This is a genomic window from Leisingera sp. UBA4491 (assembly GCF_002388965.1).
Taxonomy (GTDB): Bacteria; Pseudomonadota; Alphaproteobacteria; order Rhodobacterales; family Rhodobacteraceae; genus Leisingera; species Leisingera aquaemixtae.
The window spans coordinates 80,701-102,117 of the sequence record NZ_DGNN01000005.1 but is presented as its reverse complement, the minus strand read 5'-3'; the positions used below and the strand labels follow the sequence as shown (position 1 = coordinate 102,117).

The 21,417-nt window shown below is 65.9% G+C and carries 18 protein-coding genes; 13 read left to right on the top strand and 5 right to left on the bottom strand.

The window, feature by feature from the left end:
- Nucleotides 1–88: 88 nt before the first annotated feature.
- The 4 genes from B2P87_RS01970 (at nt 89) to B2P87_RS01955 (ending at nt 3,966) form a co-directional block, all read left to right on the top strand.
- Nucleotides 89–1,006: a LysR substrate-binding domain-containing protein gene (locus B2P87_RS01970; protein ID WP_141890922.1), complete on the top strand. Its 918-nt coding sequence runs from the start codon at nt 89–91 to the stop codon at nt 1,004–1,006.
- A gap of 204 nt (nt 1,007–1,210) precedes the next feature.
- A complete protein-coding gene (locus B2P87_RS01965) occupies nt 1,211–2,284 on the top strand; it encodes a Hint domain-containing protein (protein ID WP_141890921.1) in 1,074 nt (357 codons plus the stop codon).
- Nucleotides 2,285–2,608: 324 nt separating this feature from the next.
- Nucleotides 2,609–3,229 (top strand): 30S ribosomal protein S4, encoded by a 621-nt coding sequence (gene rpsD, locus B2P87_RS01960; RefSeq protein WP_058286061.1) that lies wholly within the window; start codon nt 2,609–2,611, stop codon nt 3,227–3,229.
- A gap of 164 nt (nt 3,230–3,393) precedes the next feature.
- The gene (locus B2P87_RS01955) at nt 3,394–3,966 is read left to right on the top strand and encodes a PA14 domain-containing protein (RefSeq protein ID WP_141890920.1); all 573 of its coding nucleotides are present in this window, start codon (nt 3,394–3,396) and stop codon (nt 3,964–3,966) included.
- 80 nt (nt 3,967–4,046) lie between these two features.
- On the opposite strand, the gene B2P87_RS01950 is transcribed toward B2P87_RS01955, so the two are convergent.
- Nucleotides 4,047–4,508, bottom strand: coding sequence for an Lrp/AsnC family transcriptional regulator (locus B2P87_RS01950; RefSeq protein ID WP_141890919.1), 462 nt, complete (start codon nt 4,506–4,508; stop codon nt 4,047–4,049).
- Between the two features lie 104 nt (nt 4,509–4,612).
- Between B2P87_RS01950 and B2P87_RS01945 the strand changes: the two genes are divergently transcribed.
- From B2P87_RS01945 to B2P87_RS01925, 5 genes are all read left to right on the top strand, one after another.
- Nucleotides 4,613–6,037, top strand: a complete 1,425-nt coding sequence (locus B2P87_RS01945; RefSeq protein WP_141890918.1) for an aminotransferase class V-fold PLP-dependent enzyme — start codon at nt 4,613–4,615, stop codon at nt 6,035–6,037.
- 169 nt (nt 6,038–6,206) lie between these two features.
- Nucleotides 6,207–7,853 carry a peptidoglycan-binding protein gene (locus B2P87_RS01940; RefSeq protein ID WP_141890917.1) on the top strand — a complete coding sequence of 549 codons (1,647 nt, stop codon included), beginning with the start codon at nt 6,207–6,209 and terminating at the stop codon, nt 7,851–7,853.
- Nucleotides 7,854–7,975: 122 nt separating this feature from the next.
- The gene (hisC, locus tag B2P87_RS01935) at nt 7,976–9,076 is read left to right on the top strand and encodes a histidinol-phosphate transaminase (RefSeq protein WP_039949367.1); all 1,101 of its coding nucleotides are present in this window, start codon (nt 7,976–7,978) and stop codon (nt 9,074–9,076) included.
- The gene (locus B2P87_RS01930; protein WP_141890916.1) at nt 9,073–9,993 is read left to right on the top strand and encodes a prephenate/arogenate dehydrogenase family protein; all 921 of its coding nucleotides are present in this window, start codon (nt 9,073–9,075) and stop codon (nt 9,991–9,993) included. The genes hisC and B2P87_RS01930 overlap by 4 nt, the downstream gene beginning before the upstream one ends.
- On the top strand, nt 9,990–10,808 hold the full coding sequence (locus B2P87_RS01925) for an extensin family protein (RefSeq protein WP_141890915.1): 819 nt from the start codon (nt 9,990–9,992) through the stop codon (nt 10,806–10,808). The genes B2P87_RS01930 and B2P87_RS01925 overlap by 4 nt, the downstream gene beginning before the upstream one ends.
- A gap of 119 nt (nt 10,809–10,927) precedes the next feature.
- Here B2P87_RS01925 and B2P87_RS01920 read toward each other — a convergent pair whose 3' ends face one another.
- Complete coding sequence (locus B2P87_RS01920; RefSeq protein WP_141890914.1) at nt 10,928–11,926, bottom strand: DUF2125 domain-containing protein; 999 nt, start codon at nt 11,924–11,926, stop codon at nt 10,928–10,930.
- A 67-nt stretch (nt 11,927–11,993) separates the two neighbouring features.
- Between B2P87_RS01920 and B2P87_RS01915 the strand changes: the two genes are divergently transcribed.
- The 3 genes from B2P87_RS01915 to B2P87_RS01905 all read left to right on the top strand — a co-directional run bounded on the left by B2P87_RS01915 (nt 11,994) and on the right by B2P87_RS01905 (nt 15,638).
- The gene (locus tag B2P87_RS01915) at nt 11,994–12,524 is read left to right on the top strand and encodes a gamma-glutamylcyclotransferase (RefSeq protein ID WP_141890913.1); all 531 of its coding nucleotides are present in this window, start codon (nt 11,994–11,996) and stop codon (nt 12,522–12,524) included.
- Between the two features lie 78 nt (nt 12,525–12,602).
- Entirely contained in the window at nt 12,603–13,793 is a 1,191-nt protein-coding gene (locus B2P87_RS01910; RefSeq protein WP_058286051.1) for a hypothetical protein, read from the top strand.
- A 3-nt stretch (nt 13,794–13,796) separates the two neighbouring features.
- Nucleotides 13,797–15,638 (top strand): peptidoglycan -binding protein, encoded by a 1,842-nt coding sequence (locus B2P87_RS01905; RefSeq protein ID WP_141890912.1) that lies wholly within the window; start codon nt 13,797–13,799, stop codon nt 15,636–15,638.
- A gap of 364 nt (nt 15,639–16,002) precedes the next feature.
- Here B2P87_RS01905 and B2P87_RS01900 read toward each other — a convergent pair whose 3' ends face one another.
- The 3 genes from B2P87_RS01900 to gloB form a co-directional block, all read right to left on the bottom strand.
- The gene (locus B2P87_RS01900; RefSeq protein ID WP_141890911.1) at nt 16,003–16,980 is read right to left on the bottom strand and encodes a M23 family metallopeptidase; all 978 of its coding nucleotides are present in this window, start codon (nt 16,978–16,980) and stop codon (nt 16,003–16,005) included.
- Nucleotides 16,980–19,304 (bottom strand): ATP-dependent Clp protease ATP-binding subunit ClpA, encoded by a 2,325-nt coding sequence (gene clpA / locus B2P87_RS01895; RefSeq protein WP_141890910.1) that lies wholly within the window; start codon nt 19,302–19,304, stop codon nt 16,980–16,982. Before clpA ends, B2P87_RS01900 begins: the two co-directional genes overlap by 1 nt.
- A 176-nt stretch (nt 19,305–19,480) precedes the next feature.
- Complete coding sequence (gloB, locus tag B2P87_RS01890; protein ID WP_141890909.1) at nt 19,481–20,254, bottom strand: hydroxyacylglutathione hydrolase; 774 nt, start codon at nt 20,252–20,254, stop codon at nt 19,481–19,483.
- Between the two features lie 55 nt (nt 20,255–20,309).
- Between gloB and B2P87_RS01885 the strand changes: the two genes are divergently transcribed.
- Nucleotides 20,310–21,056, top strand: a complete 747-nt coding sequence (locus B2P87_RS01885) for a class I SAM-dependent methyltransferase (RefSeq protein ID WP_058286046.1) — start codon at nt 20,310–20,312, stop codon at nt 21,054–21,056.
- Nucleotides 21,057–21,417 lie beyond the last annotated feature (361 nt).

Below are 21,417 nucleotides of genomic sequence, written 5' to 3'. Positions count from 1 at the left end.
GGTTTTCCCTGTCTTCGTGCGGTGAGGCTAGCAGAGGAAACCCATTGGATTAAGTTGCATTTATTCATCGCAGTGATAAGCAAATCCTATGATAAACGTGACCCTCCGCCAGATGCGCTATTTTGAGGCGCTGGCACAGCACCGCCATTTCGGCCGCGCGGCAGAGACCTGCGCGGTGTCTCAGCCCGCTTTGTCGGTTCAGATCAAGGAATTGGAGGAAGTGCTGGGGGTGCAGCTGGTGGAGCGCGGGGCGCGCCAGGTGCGTCTGACCAGCTTTGGCGAGGATCTGGCGGTCAGGGTGCGCGGCATCCTGCGTTCGGTGGATGAGCTGGGCGAGCTGGACCGCGCCTCGCGCGAGGGGCTGGCCGGGCGGCTGCGGATCGGGGTGATTCCCACCATCGCGCCCTATCTGCTGCCCTCCATTGTCGGCACGCTGACCCGGCAGTATCCGGAGGCCGACATCCGGGTGCGCGAAACCGTGACCCCCAAGCTGCTGGAGGAACTGGGCGAGGGGCGTCTGGACACCGCCATCGTGGCGCTGCCGGTCTCTGAGCCTGCGTTCGAGGAGGTGCCGCTGTTTTCCGAGGACTTCGTGCTGGTGCGCCCGGGGGAGGATACTGGCAAGCCGGTTCCGGGGCCTGAGGGCTTGCGCGAAATGCGGCTCCTGCTGCTGGAGGAAGGGCACTGCTTCCGCGATCAGGCGCTGTCTTTCTGCAACATGCAGTCGGCCGCCCCGCGCGAGCTGCTGGACGGCAGCTCCCTGTCGACGCTGGTTCAGATGGTCAGCGCCGGCATCGGCGTGACGCTCATCCCCGAAATGGCCGTGCCGGTTGAAACCCGCTCGGCGGTGGTGTCGGTGGCCCGCTTCCGCGACCCGCAGCCCGCCCGCACCATCGGCATGATCTGGCGCCGCAGCAACCCGCTGGCGCGGCAGCTGATGCAGGTCGCCGGCGTGGTGCGCCAGGCGGCCGATGCCCTGCGGGCCAGTTACAGCCCGATGACCTGAGGCACGGAGAGAGGGTCTTTCAGGCGCACGGCCGCCGGTTTGCCGCCCCGTTGGTTGAGTGGCGCAAGCCCGGCTTCAACCCAGTGAAGATTGGTGCGCAAAGGGCACGTTCACAAGCGTTTCAACCGCATCGCAGTTTCCGGAGTAAGAACACTGCGTTAACGTTCCGCAAAAAATAACACACTGAAGCGGGCATACAGGCAGATGAAAACGGGCTTTCACGGCACGTTTGTTATGTCCTGGTCGCAAACCGAGATCGACGGCCTTCGGGCCGCCCCGGTGGACGCGCTGAATACGGGCGCGGCCTGGTCCTGGCATGGCGATGCCGTGCGGGTGGACGGGCCGGCCGGGCTGTCGCGGCTGGATATGGCAAACGGCGATGCAGAGATGCGCCGCCGCGCGGCGCGGTCGGTGCGCCGGCTGGTTGGCGCGGCGCTGCAGAACCGGACAGGCATCAGCGCGGCGGCGGCTGACGCGCCGCTGCAGGACAGCAGCTTCGCAGTGACCAACGGCGTGCAAAGTTTCACGGCCACCCTGATTGAAACCGGCCCGGGCCAGCCCCCGCTGGTGATGTTTGCCGGTGAGCTGCCGCCGCGCGGCACTGACCTCTGGGTGGTGCATCACGCGCTTGGCGCCGTCCGCACAGACCGGCCCCAGCGCGGGGCCCAGGGCGATGGCGGCGTCATCTGCTTTACCCCGGGCACGCTGATTGCGACCCCCCGCGGGCCGCAACCGGTGGAACAGCTGCGCGAAGGCGATAGGGTCCAGACCCGCGACAGCGGCGCGCAGGAGATCCTGTGGATCGGCTCCCGCCGGATCACCGGTGCGCGCCTGTATGTGATGCCGCAGCTGCGCCCGGTCCGCATTCACGCAGGCGCCCTGGGGATCGGCCGGCCGGAGCAGGAACTGCTGGTCTCTCCCGATCACCGGATGCTGCTGCGCGGCGCGCATGTGCAGGCGCTGTTCAACACGCCCGAGGTGCTGGTGGCGGCCGGCGATCTGGTCGATGGCCGCACGATCCTGCCCGATGCCTCGGTGCGCGAAGTCACCTATATCCACCTGATGCTGGCCAGCCATCAGGTGCTCTGGGCCAATGGGGTTGAAACTGACAGCTTCCATCCGTCCAGTGCCTCGCTCACGGCGCTGTGCGGCACGGACAGGGAAAGGCTGTTCCGCCTGCAGCCGGAGCTGGAGCGCAACCCGCTCTCCTATGGCGCCTATGCCCGCCGCAGCCTCAGCCCGTCCGAGGCGGCGATCCTGCGGCACGAGGCTGCCTGACGCCTTTGCCTGGGCGGGCAGGGCACCATGCGGCGGCCTGGCCCGCGGCGGATGCAGATTTTCGCATCATTCGGGCGCAGCCGTGTTGACTCCGCCCCGAACCCCGATATAAGCGCGGCTTCATTGGTGTTGGTGGCCCCCGCAAGGGGATGCCTGTCATGCCCGGATCCTGGATGCGGAGCAAGAGGACAACGCCCTTCGATTGTTGCAGGTCTCCTGGGACAGGTACACACAGACGGTGCAGTGGCAGACGCGATTGCAGCCCGAAAAGTGGGAACCGGTTTTCGGAAGCAGCTGCAATGCCACTTTAGAAGGAGATCAGCCGTGACCAAACGCACGTCTGCCAAGTACAAAATCGACCGCCGCATGGGCGAAAACATCTGGGGCCGCCCGAAGTCCCCGGTCAACCGCCGCGACTACGGCCCGGGCCAGCACGGCCAGCGCCGCAAGGGCAAACTGTCCGACTTCGGCATCCAGCTGCGCGCCAAGCAGAAGCTGAAGGGCTACTACGGCGACCTGACCGAAAAGCAGTTCCGCCGCATCTACGGCGAAGCCGAGCGTGTGAAGGGCGACACCGGTGAAAACCTGATCGGCCTGCTGGAGCGCCGCCTGGACGCCGTCGTCTACCGCGCCAAGTTCGTGCCGACCGTCTTTGCGGCCCGCCAGTTCGTCAACCACGGCCACGTCCTGGTCAACGGCAAGCGCGTGAACATCCCCTCCTACCGCGTGAAAGAGGGCGACGTGATCGAGGTCCGCGACAAGTCCAAGCAAATGGTCGCCATTCTGGAAGCCGTTCAGCTGGCTGAGCGCGATGTGCCGGATTACATCGAAGCCGACCACTCCAAGATGACCGCAACCTTCGTGCGCACCCCGTCCCTGGGCGACGTGCCGTATCCGGTGATCATGGAACCGAACCTGGTCGTCGAATTCTACGCCAAGAACTAAGCCTGCTGCCCTCAGGGCAACTGGCGGAAGGGCTGTCCAAACGGGCAGCCCTTTTTCTGTGGCGCGGCCGCCTTGCCGCAGGCGCGCGGCGCGGCAGCAAGGAAAGCTGTGGTCCGGCGGCATCATTGGTACTATCCTTCCTCAAAAGCGACAGGGAGTGACCCATGAAGTTGATGATGAAGGCAGCTGCCGCGGCGGCGCTCACGGTTCTGGCGGCGGCGGCAGGCGCGGCACCACTGAAACTCACCCCCGCAAATCCGCAGCCCTCTGGCGTCAAGCCCGGTCTCGCGGTGGTCTACGCCTACCCGCAGGATGTGAAAACACTGGCCGAAGCCTCCTCGGCGCTGAAAATCGGCAGCGAGCCGGGCCGCCCCATCGCCGGACTGGACAACCGCGACACCGAAGAGGGGCAGAACACCCTGACCGCCAAGCGGCCGATGCATGTGGCGGCCAGAATCACCGGATACGTGAAGTTCGACCAGCCGGGCATCCACAATATCGACTTCCTGACCAACGACGGGCTGCGGGCCAATATCGGCGGCCAGATCGTGGGTGAATTCGACGGCCGCCAGTCCTGCGACAGCACCATCATGACCCAGGTCGAGGTACCCTCTGCCGGCTGGTATCCGGTCGATATCCTCTATTTCCAGCGCCTCGGCACCGCCTGCCTGCACATGCGCATGGGTCCGGACGGCAAGCGCCCGAAATGGATGAAGGACAGCGCCTTCGGTCACTGACCAAAAGGGCCTTCTTCTGGCCGGAAGTATCCCGGGGGAAGCCCGCAGGGCTGGGGGCAGAGCCCCCGCTTCATCCTTTTCTAAAGCGGCAGCGGGCGCCCCTCGGCGATGGCTTCCATCGCGAAATAGGAGGTCACGCTGTCCAGCTCCACGCCCGAGATCAGCCGCTGATAGACCTTGTCGTAGCTGGCCATGTCTTCTGTCACCACTTTCAGCTGATAATCGTAATCGCCGCCGATGCGGTGAAAATCGACCACCTCGGGGATGGTCAGCACGTGGCGGCGGAACTTTTGCAGCCACTCCGCCGAATGATGCCGGGTGCGCAGCAGCACGAACACCACCAGATCCAGCCCCAGCTGCTTGCGGTCCAGCCGCGCGGTGGAGCCCTTCAGCAGCCCGCTTTCGTTCAGCGCCTTCAGCCGCCGCCAGCAGGCGTTCTGCGACAGCCCCACCTTGTCCGCCAGCTCGCGCTGCGACAGGCTGGCGTCCTGCTGCAGGGCCTTCAGGATCGCACGGTCAATTTGATCTGCTGATTTGGTCATGATTGGATCATATGACACAATATTGGGTCGATCCACTCAGTAATTGATAAAGTTCTCTCGCGAAACTCCGTTCATAGTGGCCTCACAGATTTCGGAGGCGCGACATGACCCTGGCAGCATTTAAACAGACAATCCGGCAGGCCGCCCAGGACGGAACCCTTGGCCGCAGCGTGATTGGCGACGGGGTGATGATCCCCGGTCTCGATGGCGAGGTGCCGCTGGTCTACGCCGATTACGTCGCCTCCGGCCGCGCACTGCGCCAGGTGGAGGATTTCGTGGCCGCCCAGGTGCTGCCCTTCTACGCCAACTCCCATACCGAGGCGTCCTACTGCGGCACCCAGATGACCCGCCTGCGCCGCGAGGCGCGCAGCGAGATTGCCCGTCTCACCGGCGCCACGGCACAGGATGCGGTGATCTTCACCGGCTCCGGCGCCACTGCGGGCCTCAACCGCCTGGTGAGCCTGTTTGGCGTCAACGAGGCCGCCCGCCCGGTCGTCTTCATCGGCCCTTATGAGCATCACTCCAACATCCTGCCCTGGCGCGAGAGCAAGGCCGAGGTGGTGGAGATCCCCGAAGCAGCCGAGGGCGGCCCGGATCTGGCAGTGCTGGAACTGGCCCTGAAACAGCACGCGGACAGCGACCTGAAAATCGGCAGCTTTTCTGCCGCCTCCAACGTGACCGGCATCGTCACCGCTCCCGATCCCATCAGCCGCCTGCTGCACGCGCATGGCGCGCTGGCGGTCTGGGACTATGCTGGCGGCGGCCCCTACCTGCCGGTTGACATGGGCGCGGGCGGCGCGGCCCGCAAGGACGCCGTCGTGGTCTCACCGCACAAGTTCCCGGGCGGCCCCGGCGCCTCTGGCGTGCTGATCGTCAACCAATCCGCCGTGCGCCGCCGCTGCCCGTCCTGGCCGGGAGGCGGCACCGTCAGCTTCGTCTCCCCCTGGCGGCACGAATACAGCCAGGATCTGGCTGCGCGCGAGGAGGCCGGAACCCCCAACGTGATCGGCGACATCCGCGCGGCCCTGGCCTTTCTGGTTAAGGAAGCGGTGGGTCAGGACCAGATCGAGGCCCGCGAAGCCAGGTTTGCACAAATGGCCTGGGACGGCTGGCTGTCCAACCCGCGCCTGCGCATCCTCGGCCACCGCAGCGCGCACCGGCTGCCGATCTTCTCCTTCCTGGTGACGGACGCGGCAGGCAAGCCGGTCCATCAGCAGCTGTTCACCCGCATGCTGAGCGACGTCTACGGCATCCAGGCCCGCGGCGGCTGCGCTTGCGCAGGCCCTTACGCGCACCGGCTGCTGGGCATCAATCATCCGGAATCGGAAACCCTGTTTGCCGACTTGCAGGCAGGCGAGGAGATGAAGAAGCCCGGCTGGGTCCGGCTCAACTTCTCCTACCTGATGGAGGAGGAGACAGCGCAATACATCATCAATTGCGTCAATGACCTGACGATGAAGGCGGGGGAGATTGCAGCCCGTTACGATGCCGACCCGCAGACCGCCCGTTTCAAGGCACAGGCCGCCTAGCGTACCCGGTTTGAGTGCTTTCCCGCATCGGGGAAGCACCTCACATGCTTGTGATACGTAGGCAGCCGGCCCCGGCATTTAAAGGGGAATGTCTCTGCCAAATCCCCCGCGACGGAGCGCCGGGGCCATGGCACGCTTGAACCAGTAGTTAATTGGTTGGAGCAAGGTCATGGCTCTCAAGCTGTCCGCCCCCGTTGGCGACAAGAAACGGATTACCAAGCCGGACCCCAAAACCGGTGAAAGCAAATTCAAACCGGTCAAGAACGCCCCCGCGGATGTCGAACTCGTCCGCCTGATGCTCAAGGCAAACGGCTATTCCGTTGAGGTCAGCACCAAATGCGATGCTGCGCTGATCACCATGATCCGCGATTTCCAGAAAAAGAAGCTGGGCTTCAAGAAGCCTGATGGCATTGTCGATCCCGGCATGCGCACCTGGAATGCGGGCCTGCCGAAACTGGCTGCGATGCATTCCGCCGACACCAAGGTGGAACGCGTCGAGGTTGTCGAAAACGGCAAGTCTAAGCTGATCACCGTGGCCGAGTTTGAAGCCGGGCAGGAGGAACTGCGCCGCAAGCTGCTGGCCAAGGCGGAAATGATGTACGGCCAGGCGGAATCCTGGGTCGATTTCTGCAACGATGTGGAAAACACCCGCCAGGGCAACGAGACCTTCCTGAACGCGCTGACCGAATTCGCCGTCAGCGTGGTCAACGACAAGACCGATCCGCCCTGGACCCCGATTCTGAACGCCCGCTCCGAGGCGAGTTTTCTCAAGACCTTGACCAGCAAGAAAAAGCCGGACTGGAAAAAGGTCTACAAGCAGGATGTGAAGGCAACCAAGGCCTATAACACCGGCGGCAAGGCGTTCAAGAAATTCATCGACCAGCGCATCAGCACCGCAGGCGCCATCGTCTGGAAGCTGGAGGTCGTGCGCGAGGTCTCCTTTGCCGTGGTCGAAACCTACATGACCGCCCGCCTGGTCGCGACCAAAGGCATGTCGCCCGCCAAGGCCCACGCCATCGCCGCCGCCAGCACCGAGGCGCTGAAATCCAGCGCGGGCCAGCTCGGCGAGCATCTGGCGGGCAACACCGTCACCTGGGACGGCGCCGCCAAGAAGGTGTTCATCGACAGCTTCATCGCGGGCCTGGCGGGGGCGGCCGGCGGCAAGCTGACCGCCAAGCTGTCCGCAGGCCTTGCCGATGATCTGGCCAAGGCCGCGGCCTCCAGGCTGTCGCGCGAAATGCCCAAGAAGGCAGTGAAGGCCTTCTTCGAGAAATTCCTGAAATCCAAGGCCGGCGAAGCCATGGTGACGGAGGCCTTGAAGGAGACCATCGGCCTCGCCAAACCCCTGATCGAAAAGGGCCGCCCGCCTAACACCAAGGAAATTAAGGAAAGCATCGCCAAGATCCTGACCGCGGGGATCATGTCCGCAGGCGCCGGCAAGGCGCTGGAGGCATTCTCTTCCGGCTTCACGAGCGCCGCCGAAAAATTCCTCAAGACCACGCTGGCGCCCGCCGCCATGGAAGGCGCGGTCAAGAAGGACCTGATTGCCAAATACGGCACCAAGGCGACGGAGGATTTCATCAAGCTGCACGGCGACGCCATCTATGGCGAGATCGCCAAGCAGATCTCCGGCAAGACGCTCAGCAAATACGCGGGGGAGGCGCTGGCCGGCGCGGACGGCTCGCAATCAGCCTCCACCATGCAGAAGCAGGCCAACGAGGCGATGCGCAAGGACATGGAACTGCGCAAGCAGATCCAGAAGATCATCATGGCCGAAGCCAAGCGCAAAATGCCCAAGACTGCAGCCGCGCACTGACGCGCGTATGCGGCCGGGGCAGACTGCCGCTGGGGGGCGGCAGCAAGGGGGAAGCGTCATCTTGGTGCTTCCCCGTCCGCGTTTGGGCCGTTATGACGGGTTGGAATTAAGGAGCCCGTATTATGACCCAACTCACACCGCAGCCCGGTATCATGGACATCGCTCTGTATCAGGGCGGGGCTGCCCATGTGAAAGGGGTGAGCAATGTTGTGAAGCTCTCCTCGAACGAGAACCCCTTTGGCCCCAGCCCGCGCGCAATTCAGGCGATGCAGGAGGCGGCCGCCCATATGCACCGCTATCCCAGTTCGGATCACGCGGCGCTGCGGCAGGCCATCGGCGAGGTGCACGGGCTGGAGCCGGAGCAGATCATCTGCGGTGCCGGCAGCGATGAGATCATCGCTTTCCTGTGCCAGGCCTATGCCGGGCCGGGGGATGAAGTTCTCTATACCGAACACGGCTTTGCCATGTACCGCATCAGCGCGCTGGCTGCCGGTGCCACCCCGGTGGAGGTGAAGGAGCGCGAGCGCATCACCGACGTGGACGCGCTGCTGGCGGGCTGCACGGCACGCACCAAGCTGGTCTTCATCGCCAACCCCAACAACCCCACCGGCACCATGATCAGCGAGGCCGAGGTGGCGCGGCTGGCAGATGGCATTCCCGATGGTGCGCTCCTGGTGCTGGACGGCGCCTATGCCGAATATGTCGAGGGTTTTGATGCCGGCGCCGCGCTGATCGGCGCCCGCAGCAACGTCTTCATGACCCGCACCTTCTCCAAGATCTACGGGCTGGGCGGCGCCCGGATCGGCTGGGGCTACGGCCCCAGGGAGATCATCAACGTGCTGAACCGGGTGCGCGGCCCCTTCAACGTCTCCAGCACCGCGCTGGCGGGGGCAGAGGCCTCGGTGCGCGATACGGATTACGTGGATTACTGCCGGGCCGAAAACGCCAAATGGCGTGCTTGGCTGGCAAATGCGCTGGCGGAGCTTGGCGTGCCGTCGGATGTCTCCAGCACCAACTTCATCCTGGCCCGGTTCTCCAGCCAGGCAGAGGCGGAGGCTTGCGATCTGCATCTGCAGGCGCAGGGGCTGATCGTGCGCCGGGTGGCGGGCTACAACCTGCCCGCCGCGCTGCGGATCACCATCGGCGACGAGGACTCCTGCCGCCGCATCGCGCAGGGCGTCAAGGCATTCAAAGAGAGCAAGGCCAAAGAGGTTCAGGCATGAGCGGAGAAGTTTACGGCCGCGTCGCGCTGATCGGCCTGGGCCTGATTGCGTCCTCGATGTTCTGGGCCATGAAACGCGCCGGGCTGGCAGGCGAGGTCACCGGCTATGCCCGCAGCGCTGAGACCCGTGACACCGCCCGCCGCATCGGCCTGTGCGACCGCGTCTGCGACAGCGCCCGGGAGGCGGTGCAGGACGCCGATCTGGTGGTGCTCTGCGTTCCTGTCGGCGCGATGGGGCCGGTGATGGAGGACATCGCACCGGTTCTGAAACCCGGCGCCACCGTGTCTGACGTGGGTTCGGTCAAGCGTCACGTGATCGAGGCGGTGCTGCCGCATATCCCCGAGGGCGTGCATTTCGTGCCCGCCCACCCGCTGGCAGGCACCGAGCATTCCGGCCCCGAATCCGGGTTTGCCGAACTGTTCGACAACCGCTGGTCGCTGCTGGTCCCGGTCGAGGGCACCGATCCGGAGGCGACATCACGCCTGCGGGCCTTGTGGGAGGGTATGGGCGCCCATGTCGATGAGATGGACGCCGACCACCACGACCTGGTGCTGGCCGTCACCTCGCACACCCCGCACCTGATCGCCTACACCATGGTCGGCGTCGCAGACGATCTGCGCCGGGTGACCGACAGCGAGGTGATCAAGTATTCCGCCGCCGGTTTCCGCGACTTCACCCGTATCGCGGCCTCCGACCCCACCATGTGGCGCGACGTGTTCCTGACCAACAAGGACGCCACGCTGGAAATCCTCGGCCGCTTCACGGAGGAGCTCTTTGCCCTCCAGCGCGCCATCCGCACCGGCGACGGGGAGCATCTGCACGCCTACTTCACCCGCACCCGCGCCATCCGCCGCGGCATCATCGAGGCCGGCCAGGACACCGACGCGCCGGACTTCGGCCGGGGGCAGAAGAAATGATCCGCGCGGGCGTGCTGATCCTGGCGGGCCTGTTTGGCGGCGCCGCGCAGGCCGCAACGCCGGACGCTTCGCTGGAGCCGCCCGAACGCCCGGCAGCAGACGCGGGGCTGCCGGCTGCCTTGGACCCCGTGCCCGGCATGCGCCCGGCCGCCCGCCCGCAATCCGAGCAGCGCCTGGCAGCAGCGGCCCGCCCCGCCGGCCTGCCTCTGCTGGCCCCCGGAGATTCCCTGGTGCCCTTCGCGCGCCCGGACAGCCTGTCAGAGCAGGTGCTGTTCAAGCGCCGCCAGCGGCGCAGGGGCTCGGTTTGCGGCGACATCGACATTCAGGGGGATGATGCGGGCAGCGTCACCGGAGCACTGCCCGGCTGCGGCGTCAAGGATGCGGTCAGGGTGCGCGAAATTGCCGGGGTCCGCCTCAGCCAGACCTCGCTGATGACCTGCAACACCGCCCGGGCGCTGAAGACCTGGATCAACCGCGAGGTCGAAACCGCCTTCGGGCGCCGCAACAAGGTCGTTGGCCTGCGGGTCGCGGCCCATTACGCCTGCCGCACCCGCAACAACCGCCCGGGCGCCAAGATCTCCGAACACGGCAGGGGCCGGGCGATCGACATTTCCGGCTTTACCCTTGCCAGCGGCGAGACCATCACCGTCCTGCACGGCTGGCAACAGCGCAAGACGCGCAAGAAGCTGAAGAAGATCTGGCGCGCGGCCTGCGGCCCCTTCGGCACCGTGCTGGGGCCTGAGGCCGACCGTTACCACAAGGACCACTTCCATCTGGACATCGCCCGCCACCGCGGCGGCTCCTACTGCCGCTAAGGGTTCGGGCCTGCCGGGCGTCCCGTGTTCTTCTGGCCGGAAATATCCCGGAGCGCGAGGCAGAGCCTCGCAGGATCCCGCCCTTGCCAGCGCCGCGCAGGCTGCTGGCGGGCGCATGGTCAGCGGATGATCAGCCGCGGCGCATGGCCCAGGGGCAGCGGGCCGAGCGTCACATAACCGTCCCGGAACCCCAGGGTAATGTCGAGGTCGCGGGGGTTGCCGCTGGTCTCCGCCAAGAGGCCCAGCACCCGCTCCACCGTGCCGCGCAGGGCAGGCGGCAGCGCGCCGGTGCGTTCGGCCATCAGCACCAGCCCGCGCCAGTTCTCCGCCTGCAGCGCAATTTCCCCCGCGGGCAGCCCCTCTTCGTCCACCGTCAGCGTGCCCGTTGCTTTCAGCCGCAGATCGCCCCAGCGGGCATCGGCCAGTTTCAGGTCAATCCGGCGCGGCTGCGGCCGCCGTTGTTCGAGCGCTGACCGGTCCCAGGGGGCGTCAAAACCAACCGTCATCTCCAGCGCCAGCGTATCGAACCGCTCCGGCAGCGGCGCGCTGGCGGCCAGCAGCCGCCGCCAGGCCGCGCGCGGCGCAAACTCCTGCGCGCCGGCGCTGATCCGGTAGGTCTCGGGGCTGTCCGTTTGCACCATGCGCAGGTCCAGCGCCGCGCCGCTCAGCACCGTTTCGCCGCCGCGCTCGATCTGCCAGCTGCCGGCAACGGCGGCCATCTGCTCCAGCTCCAGCGCCGCGCCGGGCTTCAGGTGCAGGCTGGCCTGCAGCCCCTCTGCGGTGATCACCGCGGTGCGGTCGAAATAGGACAGCCGCTGCGCCGTCGCCGGGAAATGCAGCTCCAGCCGCCCGGGCCAGGCGGCGGGGCTGTCCAGCTCCAGCCAGTCCGCCCGCCAGGCTGTTCCGGTGCGGGGATCTGCCAGGGCGGGGCGGCTGATCCGGGTCTGGTGCCGCAGCGGGTAGCCGCTGGTTTCCAGTCCGGAGTGTTCTGCCTGCCAGCCCTGCCGCTCCTGCTGGGCAAACCAGCTTGCGATCCCCGTGCGCAGCCCCCAGGCCGCCGCCGCCCAGTACAGGCTCCACACCGCCAGAGCGGCCATCAGCAGTTTTGCCAGGCGCATCGGATAGCCTCTTTTGTCCGCAACAGGATTGCTGTTTATAGGGGGGCAGCAAAAAGGGCCAGACGACATGACCATGTGGGTATTCGGATACGGATCACTTCTTTGGAACCCCGGTTTCCCGGTGGCGCGGCGCGAGGTTGCGGTGCTGCACGGCTATGCGCGCTCCTTCTGCATGTCCTCGATCCATCACCGCGGCAGCGAGGAAAAGCCGGGCCTGGTGCTGGCGCTGGATGCCGTCGAAGACGCGCACTGCAAGGGGATCGCGCTGGCGGTCGAAGCCGGTCACGAAGACCAGACCCTAGCGGAACTGCGTGAGCGCGAGCTGATTTCCTCCGCCTATCTGGAGCGCGATCTGCAGGTGGAGCTGGCGGATGGCTCCGTGGTCACCGCCGTGACCTATGTGATCGACCCGCATCATGTGCAGTATTGCGGCGGTCTCAGCCTGGAGGAGCAGGCCCAGATCATCGCCCATGCGGTTGGCGGGCGCGGCCCCAACACCGAATACCTCTACAACACCGCCGAGCATCTGGCCGAGATCGGTCTGCACGACAACGATCTGGACTGGCTGGCCGGCCGGGTGCGGGAAATCACCGCATAAAGCCTTGGCGCTTCTGACACTTTGCTTATAGGCTGCGAACGCAATAAGAGCAGTCAAAAGTGTCAGGAGCCAAGACGTATGGCGCAGCCAGACCGCAAAACCCGGCCGCAATTCTCCCAGCCGGTGCGGCAGATCATCATGATGCTGATCGCACTTGGGCTCTCGGGCTTTGGCGCCTTTGTGGCGCTGCCGCGGGTGCTGCCGGTGTTCCAGGCCAACCCCTGGCTCAACGGCTTCATCGTCTTCGTGTTTGTGATCGGGGTGCTGGCCTGTTTCTGGCAGGTGGTGCAGCTTATCGGCTCGGTGCGCTGGATCGAACGCTTTGCCGCCGGCGACAATCAGGAGCACCGCCGCCCGCCGTCGATACTGGCGCCTCTGGCCTCGCTGCTGGCAACGCGCAGCGCCCGGATGCAGCTGGGTTCCGCCTCGACCCGCTCCATACTGGACTCCGTCGCCAGCCGCATCGACGAAGACCGCGAGATCACCCGCTACATTGTCAACCTGCTGATCTTCCTCGGTCTTCTGGGCACCTTTTATGGTCTGGCCACCACTGTTCCCGCCGTCGTTGACACCATCCGCAGCCTGGCACCGCAGGAGGGCGAAGAAGGCCTGTCTGTCTTCAACCGCCTGATGACCGGCCTTGAGGCGCAGCTGGGCGGCATGGGCGTGGCCTTTGCCTCCTCGCTCCTGGGTCTGGCCGGCTCGCTGATCGTGGGCTTGTTGGAGCTGTTCGCAGGCCACGGCCAGAACCGCTTCTACCGCGAGCTGGAGGAATGGCTTTCCTCGATCACCCGGGTCAGCTTCTCCTCCGGCGAGGACGGCGCCGGGGACAGCGGCGTGGTGTCCCAGGTACTTGATAACATGGCCGAACAGATGGACGCGCTGCAGGCGATGTTTGCCGAAACGTCCGAAGGCCGCGCGGCGGTGGATCAAAAGCTGAGCGACCTGGTGGACACCATTCAGGAAATGAACCGCCGTCAGGACCAGACCGGCACCATCACCGCGGCGCTGGACCGGGTGGCGGTCGGGCAGGAGGCCCTGACGGAAATCCTGCGCGCGCAAGGAGAGCAGGGGGCGATCGACGCCGAAAGCCGGATGCGGCTGCGCTCGATCGACGTGCAGATGCTGCGCATCCTCGAAGAAATCTCGGCCGGCCGCCAGGAAAGCCTGGCCGAGCTGCGCAAGGACATCGACCTGATGATCAAGGCCTTTGCCCGCCCGCGCGGTCTCTCGCGCGGCGGCCTGCCGGGCCGGGACGCGGGGGAGTAACCGATGGCCCTCTCCCGGCGCACAGGACAGCGGTTCCAGGCCTCGATCTGGCCCGGGTTCGTCGATGCGATGACCGGGCTGCTGCTGGTTCTGATGTTTGTGCTGACCATCTTCATGGTGGTGCAATTCGTGCTGCGCGAGACCATCACGGGCCAGGAAAGCCAGCTGGATGAGCTCTCCGCCGAAGTCAGCGCGCTGGCCTCCGCGCTGGGGCTGGAAGAACGCGAGAACAGCCGCCTGAACGCCCGGCTGGGGGCGCTGACCTCGACCCTCAACACTGCTGAACAGGATCTGGCGCAGGCCCGCGGGCTGATCTCCGCGCTGACCGCCGAACGCGACCGCCAGGCCGGTGACTTGGCCGAGGCCGCCAGCCGCATCACCAGCTTCGAGGCGCAGGTGGCCGCCCTGATCGCCAGCCGCGATGCGGCTGAGGCGCGGGTGGCGGATCTGAGCGCCGAACGCCAAAGCCTGGAGGCCGCCCGCGACACATTGCTGAGCGAGCAGGAGGCGCTGAACCTGGCGCTGGCGCAGGCCCGCGGCGAGATAGATGCCCAGACCGAAGCCGCCCGGCTGGCGGCAGCCGAGCGCGAGGCGATGGAAGCGCTGATCGCCAGCCTTGAGGCAGAGGAGGCAGCAAACTCCAAGGAAATCGCGGGCCTGCAGGAGCAGCTGAGCGCCGAGGAAGCGGCCCGGATGGTGCAGGCCGCCGCCGCCGAAGCCCTGCGCGAAAAGCTGCAATCCGCAGATGCCGAACTGACCGCCATGACCCTGGCGCTGGAGGCGCAGCGGCAGGAGGCGGAAGACACGCTGACCCTGCTGGCCGCGGCCGAAGCCGCAAAGAAGCAGCTGGATGCGCAGCTCTCTGAACTGGAAACGGCCCGCGCCGGTTCTGATGCTGAGGCCGGACGGCTGGCGGCAGAGCTGGCCGAGGCCAAGGCGGCTCTGGCCGCGGCGGACACCCAGGCCAGCGAGCTGGACGTGCTGCGCCAGCGGCTGCTGGCGGCAGCCGCCGCGCAGGAGACGGCGGAGGCCGGCGCCGCTGAGCAGATGAGCCGTGCCGAAGAGCGCGCAGCCCTGCTGGCCCAGGCGCGGCAGGCGCTCTCGCAGGAGAAGGCGGTGTCAGAGGACGCCCGCCGCGAAACCGCGCTGCTGAACCAGCAGGTGGCAGCGCTGCGCGAGCAGCTGGGGGGCTTGCAGGCCATTCTGGACGATTACCAGTCCCGCGACGCCGCCCAGCAGGTGCAGCTGCAGAACCTGGGCCAGGACCTGAACGCAGCCCTCGCCCGCGCCGCATCAGAGGAGCGCAGGCGGCGGCTGCTGGAAGAACAGGAGCGCAAGCGGCTGGAAGCCGAAACCGCGGCGCTGGCCAGCAAGGCGCAGGATCTGGAGCGCTACCGGTCGGAGTTCTTTGGCCGCCTGCGCGATCTTCTGGGCACCCAGGAGGGCGTCCGCATCCAGGGCGACCGCTTTGTCTTTGCCTCCGAGGTGCTGTTTGCACCCGGTAGCGCCACCCTGTCGTCCGAGGGCAAGGTGGAGATCGCCAAGGTGGTGTCGATCCTGCAAAGCGTGGTGGCGGCGATCCCGCCGGAGATCAGCTGGATCATCCGGGTGGACGGCCATACCGATGACAGGCCCCTTGGCGCGCATCCGAAATTCAACGACAACTGGGAGCTCAGCCAGGGGCGGGCGCTGTCGGTGGTGCGCTACATGGTGGAGGCGCTGGGAGTGCCGCCCTCGCGGCTGGCGGCCAACGGTTTTGGCGAGTACCAGCCGGTGAACTCTGCGGACACGCCGGAGGCGCGCGCCCAGAACCGGCGGATCGAGCTGAAGTTCACCGAAAAGTAACCCGGCAGAACCCGGCAGCAGCTTTGCGGAACGGCTCCGCGCTGCGGCTGGCGCCCGTGGCCCGCCCAGAGGGCTGCGCCGCTGCCGCCGGCGGGAGGTGCAACCCGCTTCACTATTGGAGACAAGCTACTAGTTACACACGGGTTGCTGCCCCACCGGGCAGTAGGGCTCTTTTAAAACTATTGCGGCTGCGGGAGTTATCAACTTTTGAAGGAAAACAGTTTGCGCGGCGCAGCCTCTGCGCCGGTTTCCGGCGCGCTCCCGCCCGGCGCCGGGCCGCCTCTGCGGGGCGTCCGCGCCCGTTGGGCCGCGCATCTGCCGGGGCTGTTGCCCCTGCAGATGCGGTGCCGTGATACGGAACACGTTACTGCGGGGCGTCCGCAAGCGTCATGCTGCTGCTGAAACTGTCCACCTCGCTGCCGCCGCGCAGCAGCCGCGCCGTGCCGGTGTAATGGCCCGCAGGCCAGGATGCGCCGCGCAGACGGCGGCCGGTGGCGCGGAAGAACTGCGCCTGATCCTTTTCCAGCGCGTCGCGGCGGCTCACAAACGCGCCTTCGGGACCGGTCACCGTCAGTTCCAGCGTGTCGCCCGCCTGGCCGCCGAAGGCATAGGCCCAGAACACAAAGGCTGGCGCATCCGCGGCCAGCGGCGCCTGGCCGGCGGTGCCATCCTTGACCGCCTGGTATTCGGGAATGGCGGTGCTGAAGCCCGCGCCCAGCACCCCGCCGGGCCGGTAATCCGGCGGATCGGCCCACAGCGACGGGCCAGCGGCAGCGCCGCAGGTGCCGGTGCTGTCCGGCGCAAAGGGATCCACCACCGCGCCGTCCTTGCGCACAGACAGATGCAGATGCGGGAATTCGGTCTTGCCGGACAGGCCGACTTCACCCAAGGCATCGCCGGCCTTGACCTTCATGCCGCTCTGGACTTGGATCGAGCCGCGCTTCATGTGGCAATACTGGGTTTCCCAGCCGCCGCCGTGCTGCAGCACGACGCCGTTGCCGCACTCCTTGCCGTCGATGGCGGCGGCATTTTCCGCAGTTGCATACTGATCCGGCATGGTGTTGCGGGTGCCCAGAACCACGCCATCCGCGGCGGCGCGGACCGTGGCGCCGGCCCGCATGTCCGACAGATAGGGCAGGGCGATGTCCGTGCCCTTGTGGCCTTCATAGCTGAGCGTGCCGCAGGTGAAATCCGCGGCCCCGGGGCCCGCGTCATGGTCCACGAACTGCTGGATGTGGCAGTCCTGGCCCAAGGTGCAATCCAGCGGGAACTGCAAACGAAAATCGCCCGCCGCGGCGGGCGCGGCGAGCGATATGGCGATCAGCAGCCCGGCAGGGCGCATCAGTCCGCGGTCAGCAGCGGCGGCCGGTCGCCGGAAATCCGCGGCTTGCCCGGACCCTCCAGGCGCAGATCCAGCTTGCCGTCCTTGATGCCGACCTTGACGACGCCGCCCTTGGTCAGCTTGCCGAACAGCAGCTCCTCTGCCAGCGGCTTCTTGATGTGCTCCTGGATGACCCGGCCCAGCGGGCGGGCGCCCATGCGGTCGTCATAGCCCTTGTCGGCCAGCCATTCGGCCGCCTTGCGGGTGAGCTCGATCGAGACGTTGCGGTCCATCAGCTGCGCTTCCAGCTGCAGGACGAACTTCTCGACCACCTGCAGGATCACTTCCTTGCCGAGCGGCGCGAAGGAGATCACCGCATCCAGGCGGTTGCGGAACTCCGGCGTGAAGGTGCGCTCGATGGCGGCGGTATCCTCGCCCTCGCGGCGGTCGCGGCCAAAGCCGATGGCGGCCTTCGCCTGTTCGGAGGCGCCCGCGTTGGAGGTCATGATCAGGATCACGTTGCGGAAGTTCACGGTGCGGCCGTTGTGATCGGTCAGCTGGCCGTTGTCCATCACCTGCAGCAGGATGTTGTAGACATCCGGATGCGCCTTCTCGATCTCGTCCAGCAGCAGCACACAGTGCGGGTGCTGGTCGACACCGTCGGTCAAGAGGCCGCCCTGGTCGAACCCGACATAGCCCGGCGGTGCGCCGATCAGGCGGGAAACCGCGTGTTTCTCCATGTATTCCGACATATCGAACCGCAGCAGTTCCACGCCCAGCTGGTCCGCCAGCTGCTTGGCCACCTCCGTCTTGCCGACGCCGGTGGGGCCTGCAAACAGGTAGTTGCCGATCGGTTTCTCAGGCTCGCGCAGGCCGGCCCGGGCCAGCTTGATCGCGCTCGACAATGCGGTGATCGCATCGTCCTGGCCAAAAACCACGCGCTTCAGCGATTTCTCCAGGTCCTTCAGCACCTCGGCATCGTCCTTGGAGACGTTCTTGGGCGGGATGCGCGCGATCTTCGCCACCACCGCCTCAATCTCCTTGACGCCAATGGTCTTGCGGCGCTTGCTTTCGATGACCAGATGCTGCGCGGCGCCGGCCTCGTCAATGACGTCGATGGCCTTGTCCGGCAGCTTGCGGTCGTTGATGTAGCGCGCCGACAGTTCAACTGCGGATTTGATCGCATCGCCGGTGAACTTGATGCCGTGATGCTCTTCGAAATAGGGTTTCAGCCCTTTCAGGATCTCGATTGAGTCCTCGACCGTCGGCTCGTTCACGTCGATCTTCTGGAACCGGCGGGAGAGCGCGCGGTCCTTCTCGAAGTGCTGGCGGAACTCCTTGTAGGTGGTGGAGCCCATGGTGCGCAGCTTGCCGCCCTGCAGCGCAGGTTTCAGCAGGTTCGACGCATCCATCGCGCCGCCGGAGGTGGCGCCTGCACCGATCACGGTGTGGATCTCGTCGATGAACAGCACCGCGTCCGGGTGGTCCTCCAGCTCGGAGACCACGGCCTTCAGCCGCTCCTCAAAATCGCCGCGGTAGCGGGTGCCCGCCAAGAGCGCGCCCATGTCGAGCGAATAGATAGTGGTTTCCGACAGAACATCCGGCACTTCGCCCTGGACGATCTTGCGCGCCAGGCCTTCCGCAATCGCGGTCTTGCCGACGCCGGGGTCGCCCACCAGCAGCGGGTTGTTCTTGCGGCGGCGGCACAGCACCTGGATGCAGCGCTCCACTTCCAGGTCGCGGCCGATCAGCGGATCGATGTCGCCTTTGCGGGATTTGGCGTTCAGGTCGACGCAGTATTTGGCCAGCGCCGACTCCTTCTTTTCGCCTTCGGGCGCGGTGGTCAGGTTGTCCTCTTCCTGCTCCGTCGCGCCGGTGACCGGGCGGGATTCCCCGTAGGCCGGGTCCTTGGCAACGCCATGGGCGATGAAGTTCACCGCGTCGTAACGGGTCATCTCCTGGTCCTGCAGGAAGTAGGCGGCGTCGCTTTCGCGTTCGGCAAAGATGGCGACCAGCACATTCGCCCCCGTTACCTCAGTGCGGCCGGAGCTTTGCACATGGATCGCGGCGCGCTGAATGACGCGCTGGAAGGCGGCGGTCGGCACCGCCTCCGATCCGTCGATATCGGTGACCAGATTGGCAAGATCCTCATCCACGAATTCCACCAGAGAGGATCGCAATTCCGTCAGGTCGACGCTGCAGGCGCGCATCACGCGGGCCGCGTCGGGCTCGTCGATCAGGGCCAGAAGCAGATGTTCCAGGGTTGCGAATTCATGACGGCGTTCATTCGCCAGCGCCAGCGCTGCGTGAATGGCCTGTTCCAGGGTGCTCGAGAATGAAGGCACGGGCGTGCTCCTCTGATCTTGGGTTGGCCGGCGGGGCGGTATTAACCAACCCCTCAGTTCAACCATGTGCTTATATGGTTAGAGTTTGGTTGATAGAGCGCCGGCTTCAAGGGCTTTTCTTCATTTTGGGGTCACAATTATTTTCTCCCTGTTGCGCGCTGGGACCCTTGATTTGCTCAGAAATTGTCTTTGCGCTTGCGGATTTCGGCAAAAACCTCTGCGTCTTCAGCGTCTTCCATGCCCAAATGTGCCCTGATAGCGCTATCTGCGGCGCGCAGGAACGGATTGGTGTCAAGTTCCAGCTGCAGGGACGACGGCACAGTCGGGGTTCCTTTCTCCCGCGCGCGTGCGATATCGCGGACGCGGTCCTGCAACGCCGGGTTGCCGGGATCCACGGTGACCGCAAAGCCAGCGTTAGCCTGGGTGTACTCATGGCCCGAGTAAACCACGGTGTGCGGCGGCAGCGCGGCAAGGCGCGACAGGCTGGCCCACATCTGCTGCGCTGTGCCTTCAAACAGCCGCCCGCAGCCCAGTGCCATCAGGCTGTCGGCGGTGAACACCGCCTCCGCTGCGGGGATGTAAAACGCGATATGCCCCACCGTGTGGCCGGACACATCCATCACCTGCACCTCTTCGCCCATGAGGCTGAAGGTGCCGCCATCCTTCACCGCCTTGTCCAGCGGCGGCAGCCGGTGCGCGTCTGCCTCGGCGCCGATCACCTTGGCGCCATAAGCCTCCCGCAGCTCTGCCACGCCGTCCACATGGTCCCAGTGATGATGCGTCAGCAGGATCCAGTCCAGCCCCCAGCCGCGCTCCGACAGGGCGGCCCTGACCGCACCGGCCTCCGGCGCATCCACCAGCGCGGTCTCGCCCGAGGCCGGATTGTGGATCAAAAAGGCATAGTTATCGGACAAGCAGGGCAGGGTGATGATCTCAAGAGGCATGGTCATTCGCCTTTACATTGCTAAACTGCGCCCAGATTGGCCGAAGCAGCAGGCGCCCGCAATGCATCTTGATGTGCAGGATCTGAGGAACTTTTACTACCGCAGCACGCTGGGCCGTGCGGCGCAGGCGTCGGTCCGCGGCCGCCTGCTGGAGCTGTGGCCGGAGGCGGAGGGGCTGACGGTGGCGGGCTTCGGCTTTGCCGCGCCGCTGCTGCGGCCTTACCTGCCGGAGGCGCGCCGGGTGATGGCGCTGATGCCGGGACCGCAGGGGGTGATGCAATGGCCTGCGGGGATGCCCAATGTCTCGGTGCTGTGCGAGGAGACCAGCTGGCCCGTCGATACCGGCCGGATCGACCGGCTGGTGCTGCTGCACGGGCTGGAGACCTCGGAACGGCCCTCCCGCCTGCTGGAGGAATGCTGGCGGGTGCTGGGGCCGGGCGGGCGGGCGATTTTCATCGTTCCGAACCGGGCCGGGTTCTGGGCGCGCTCGGACCTCACTCCGTTCGGCTATGGCCGCCCCTACACGCTGCGCCAGCTCGAAGGCCAGCTGCGCGAGCATCAGTTCGCCATCGAGCAGCACACCGCAGCGCTGTACCGGCTGCCCAGCCACAAGCGGTTCTGGCTCAAATCCGGCGCCATGCTGGAGAAGATGGGCCGCAAACTGCCCGCGATACTGGCCGGCGGGGTGTTCATGGTCGAAGTCAGCAAGCAGACCTACCCGCAGAAGGGCCACATGATCCGCTCCAAGACGCCCAGCCGCATCCGGGTGCTGGAAGGCCTGTCCAATCCGATGCCGGAACCGGCCTGACCCAGAGGGCGCGGATTTCGATTCCCTGAAACTGTCCGCAGCGACGCTGCAGCGCGGCAAAAGCGGCCCGGGCAGCGATGTGTGACGGTTTTTGACGCAAATGCCGCTTTCCGGAATCGCCAAATTCTGCAGTTCAGCCGCACTTTTTTATCTAACGACTGTGGTCAAAGGGCCGCACTTCCCGCAAGCCTTTGAAAACACGTGAAACATGCTTTTATCCGTTACCGTTATAGGCAGTTGATAGGTCGCATCCGCTCTGCTAGACCCACGCTGATTTCAACGCCCCGCTGCCAATGGGGGATGACTCACGCCCCCGGACGCCGCCTGAGGCCAGGTATGCCAACCGGGGCCAAAAACATAT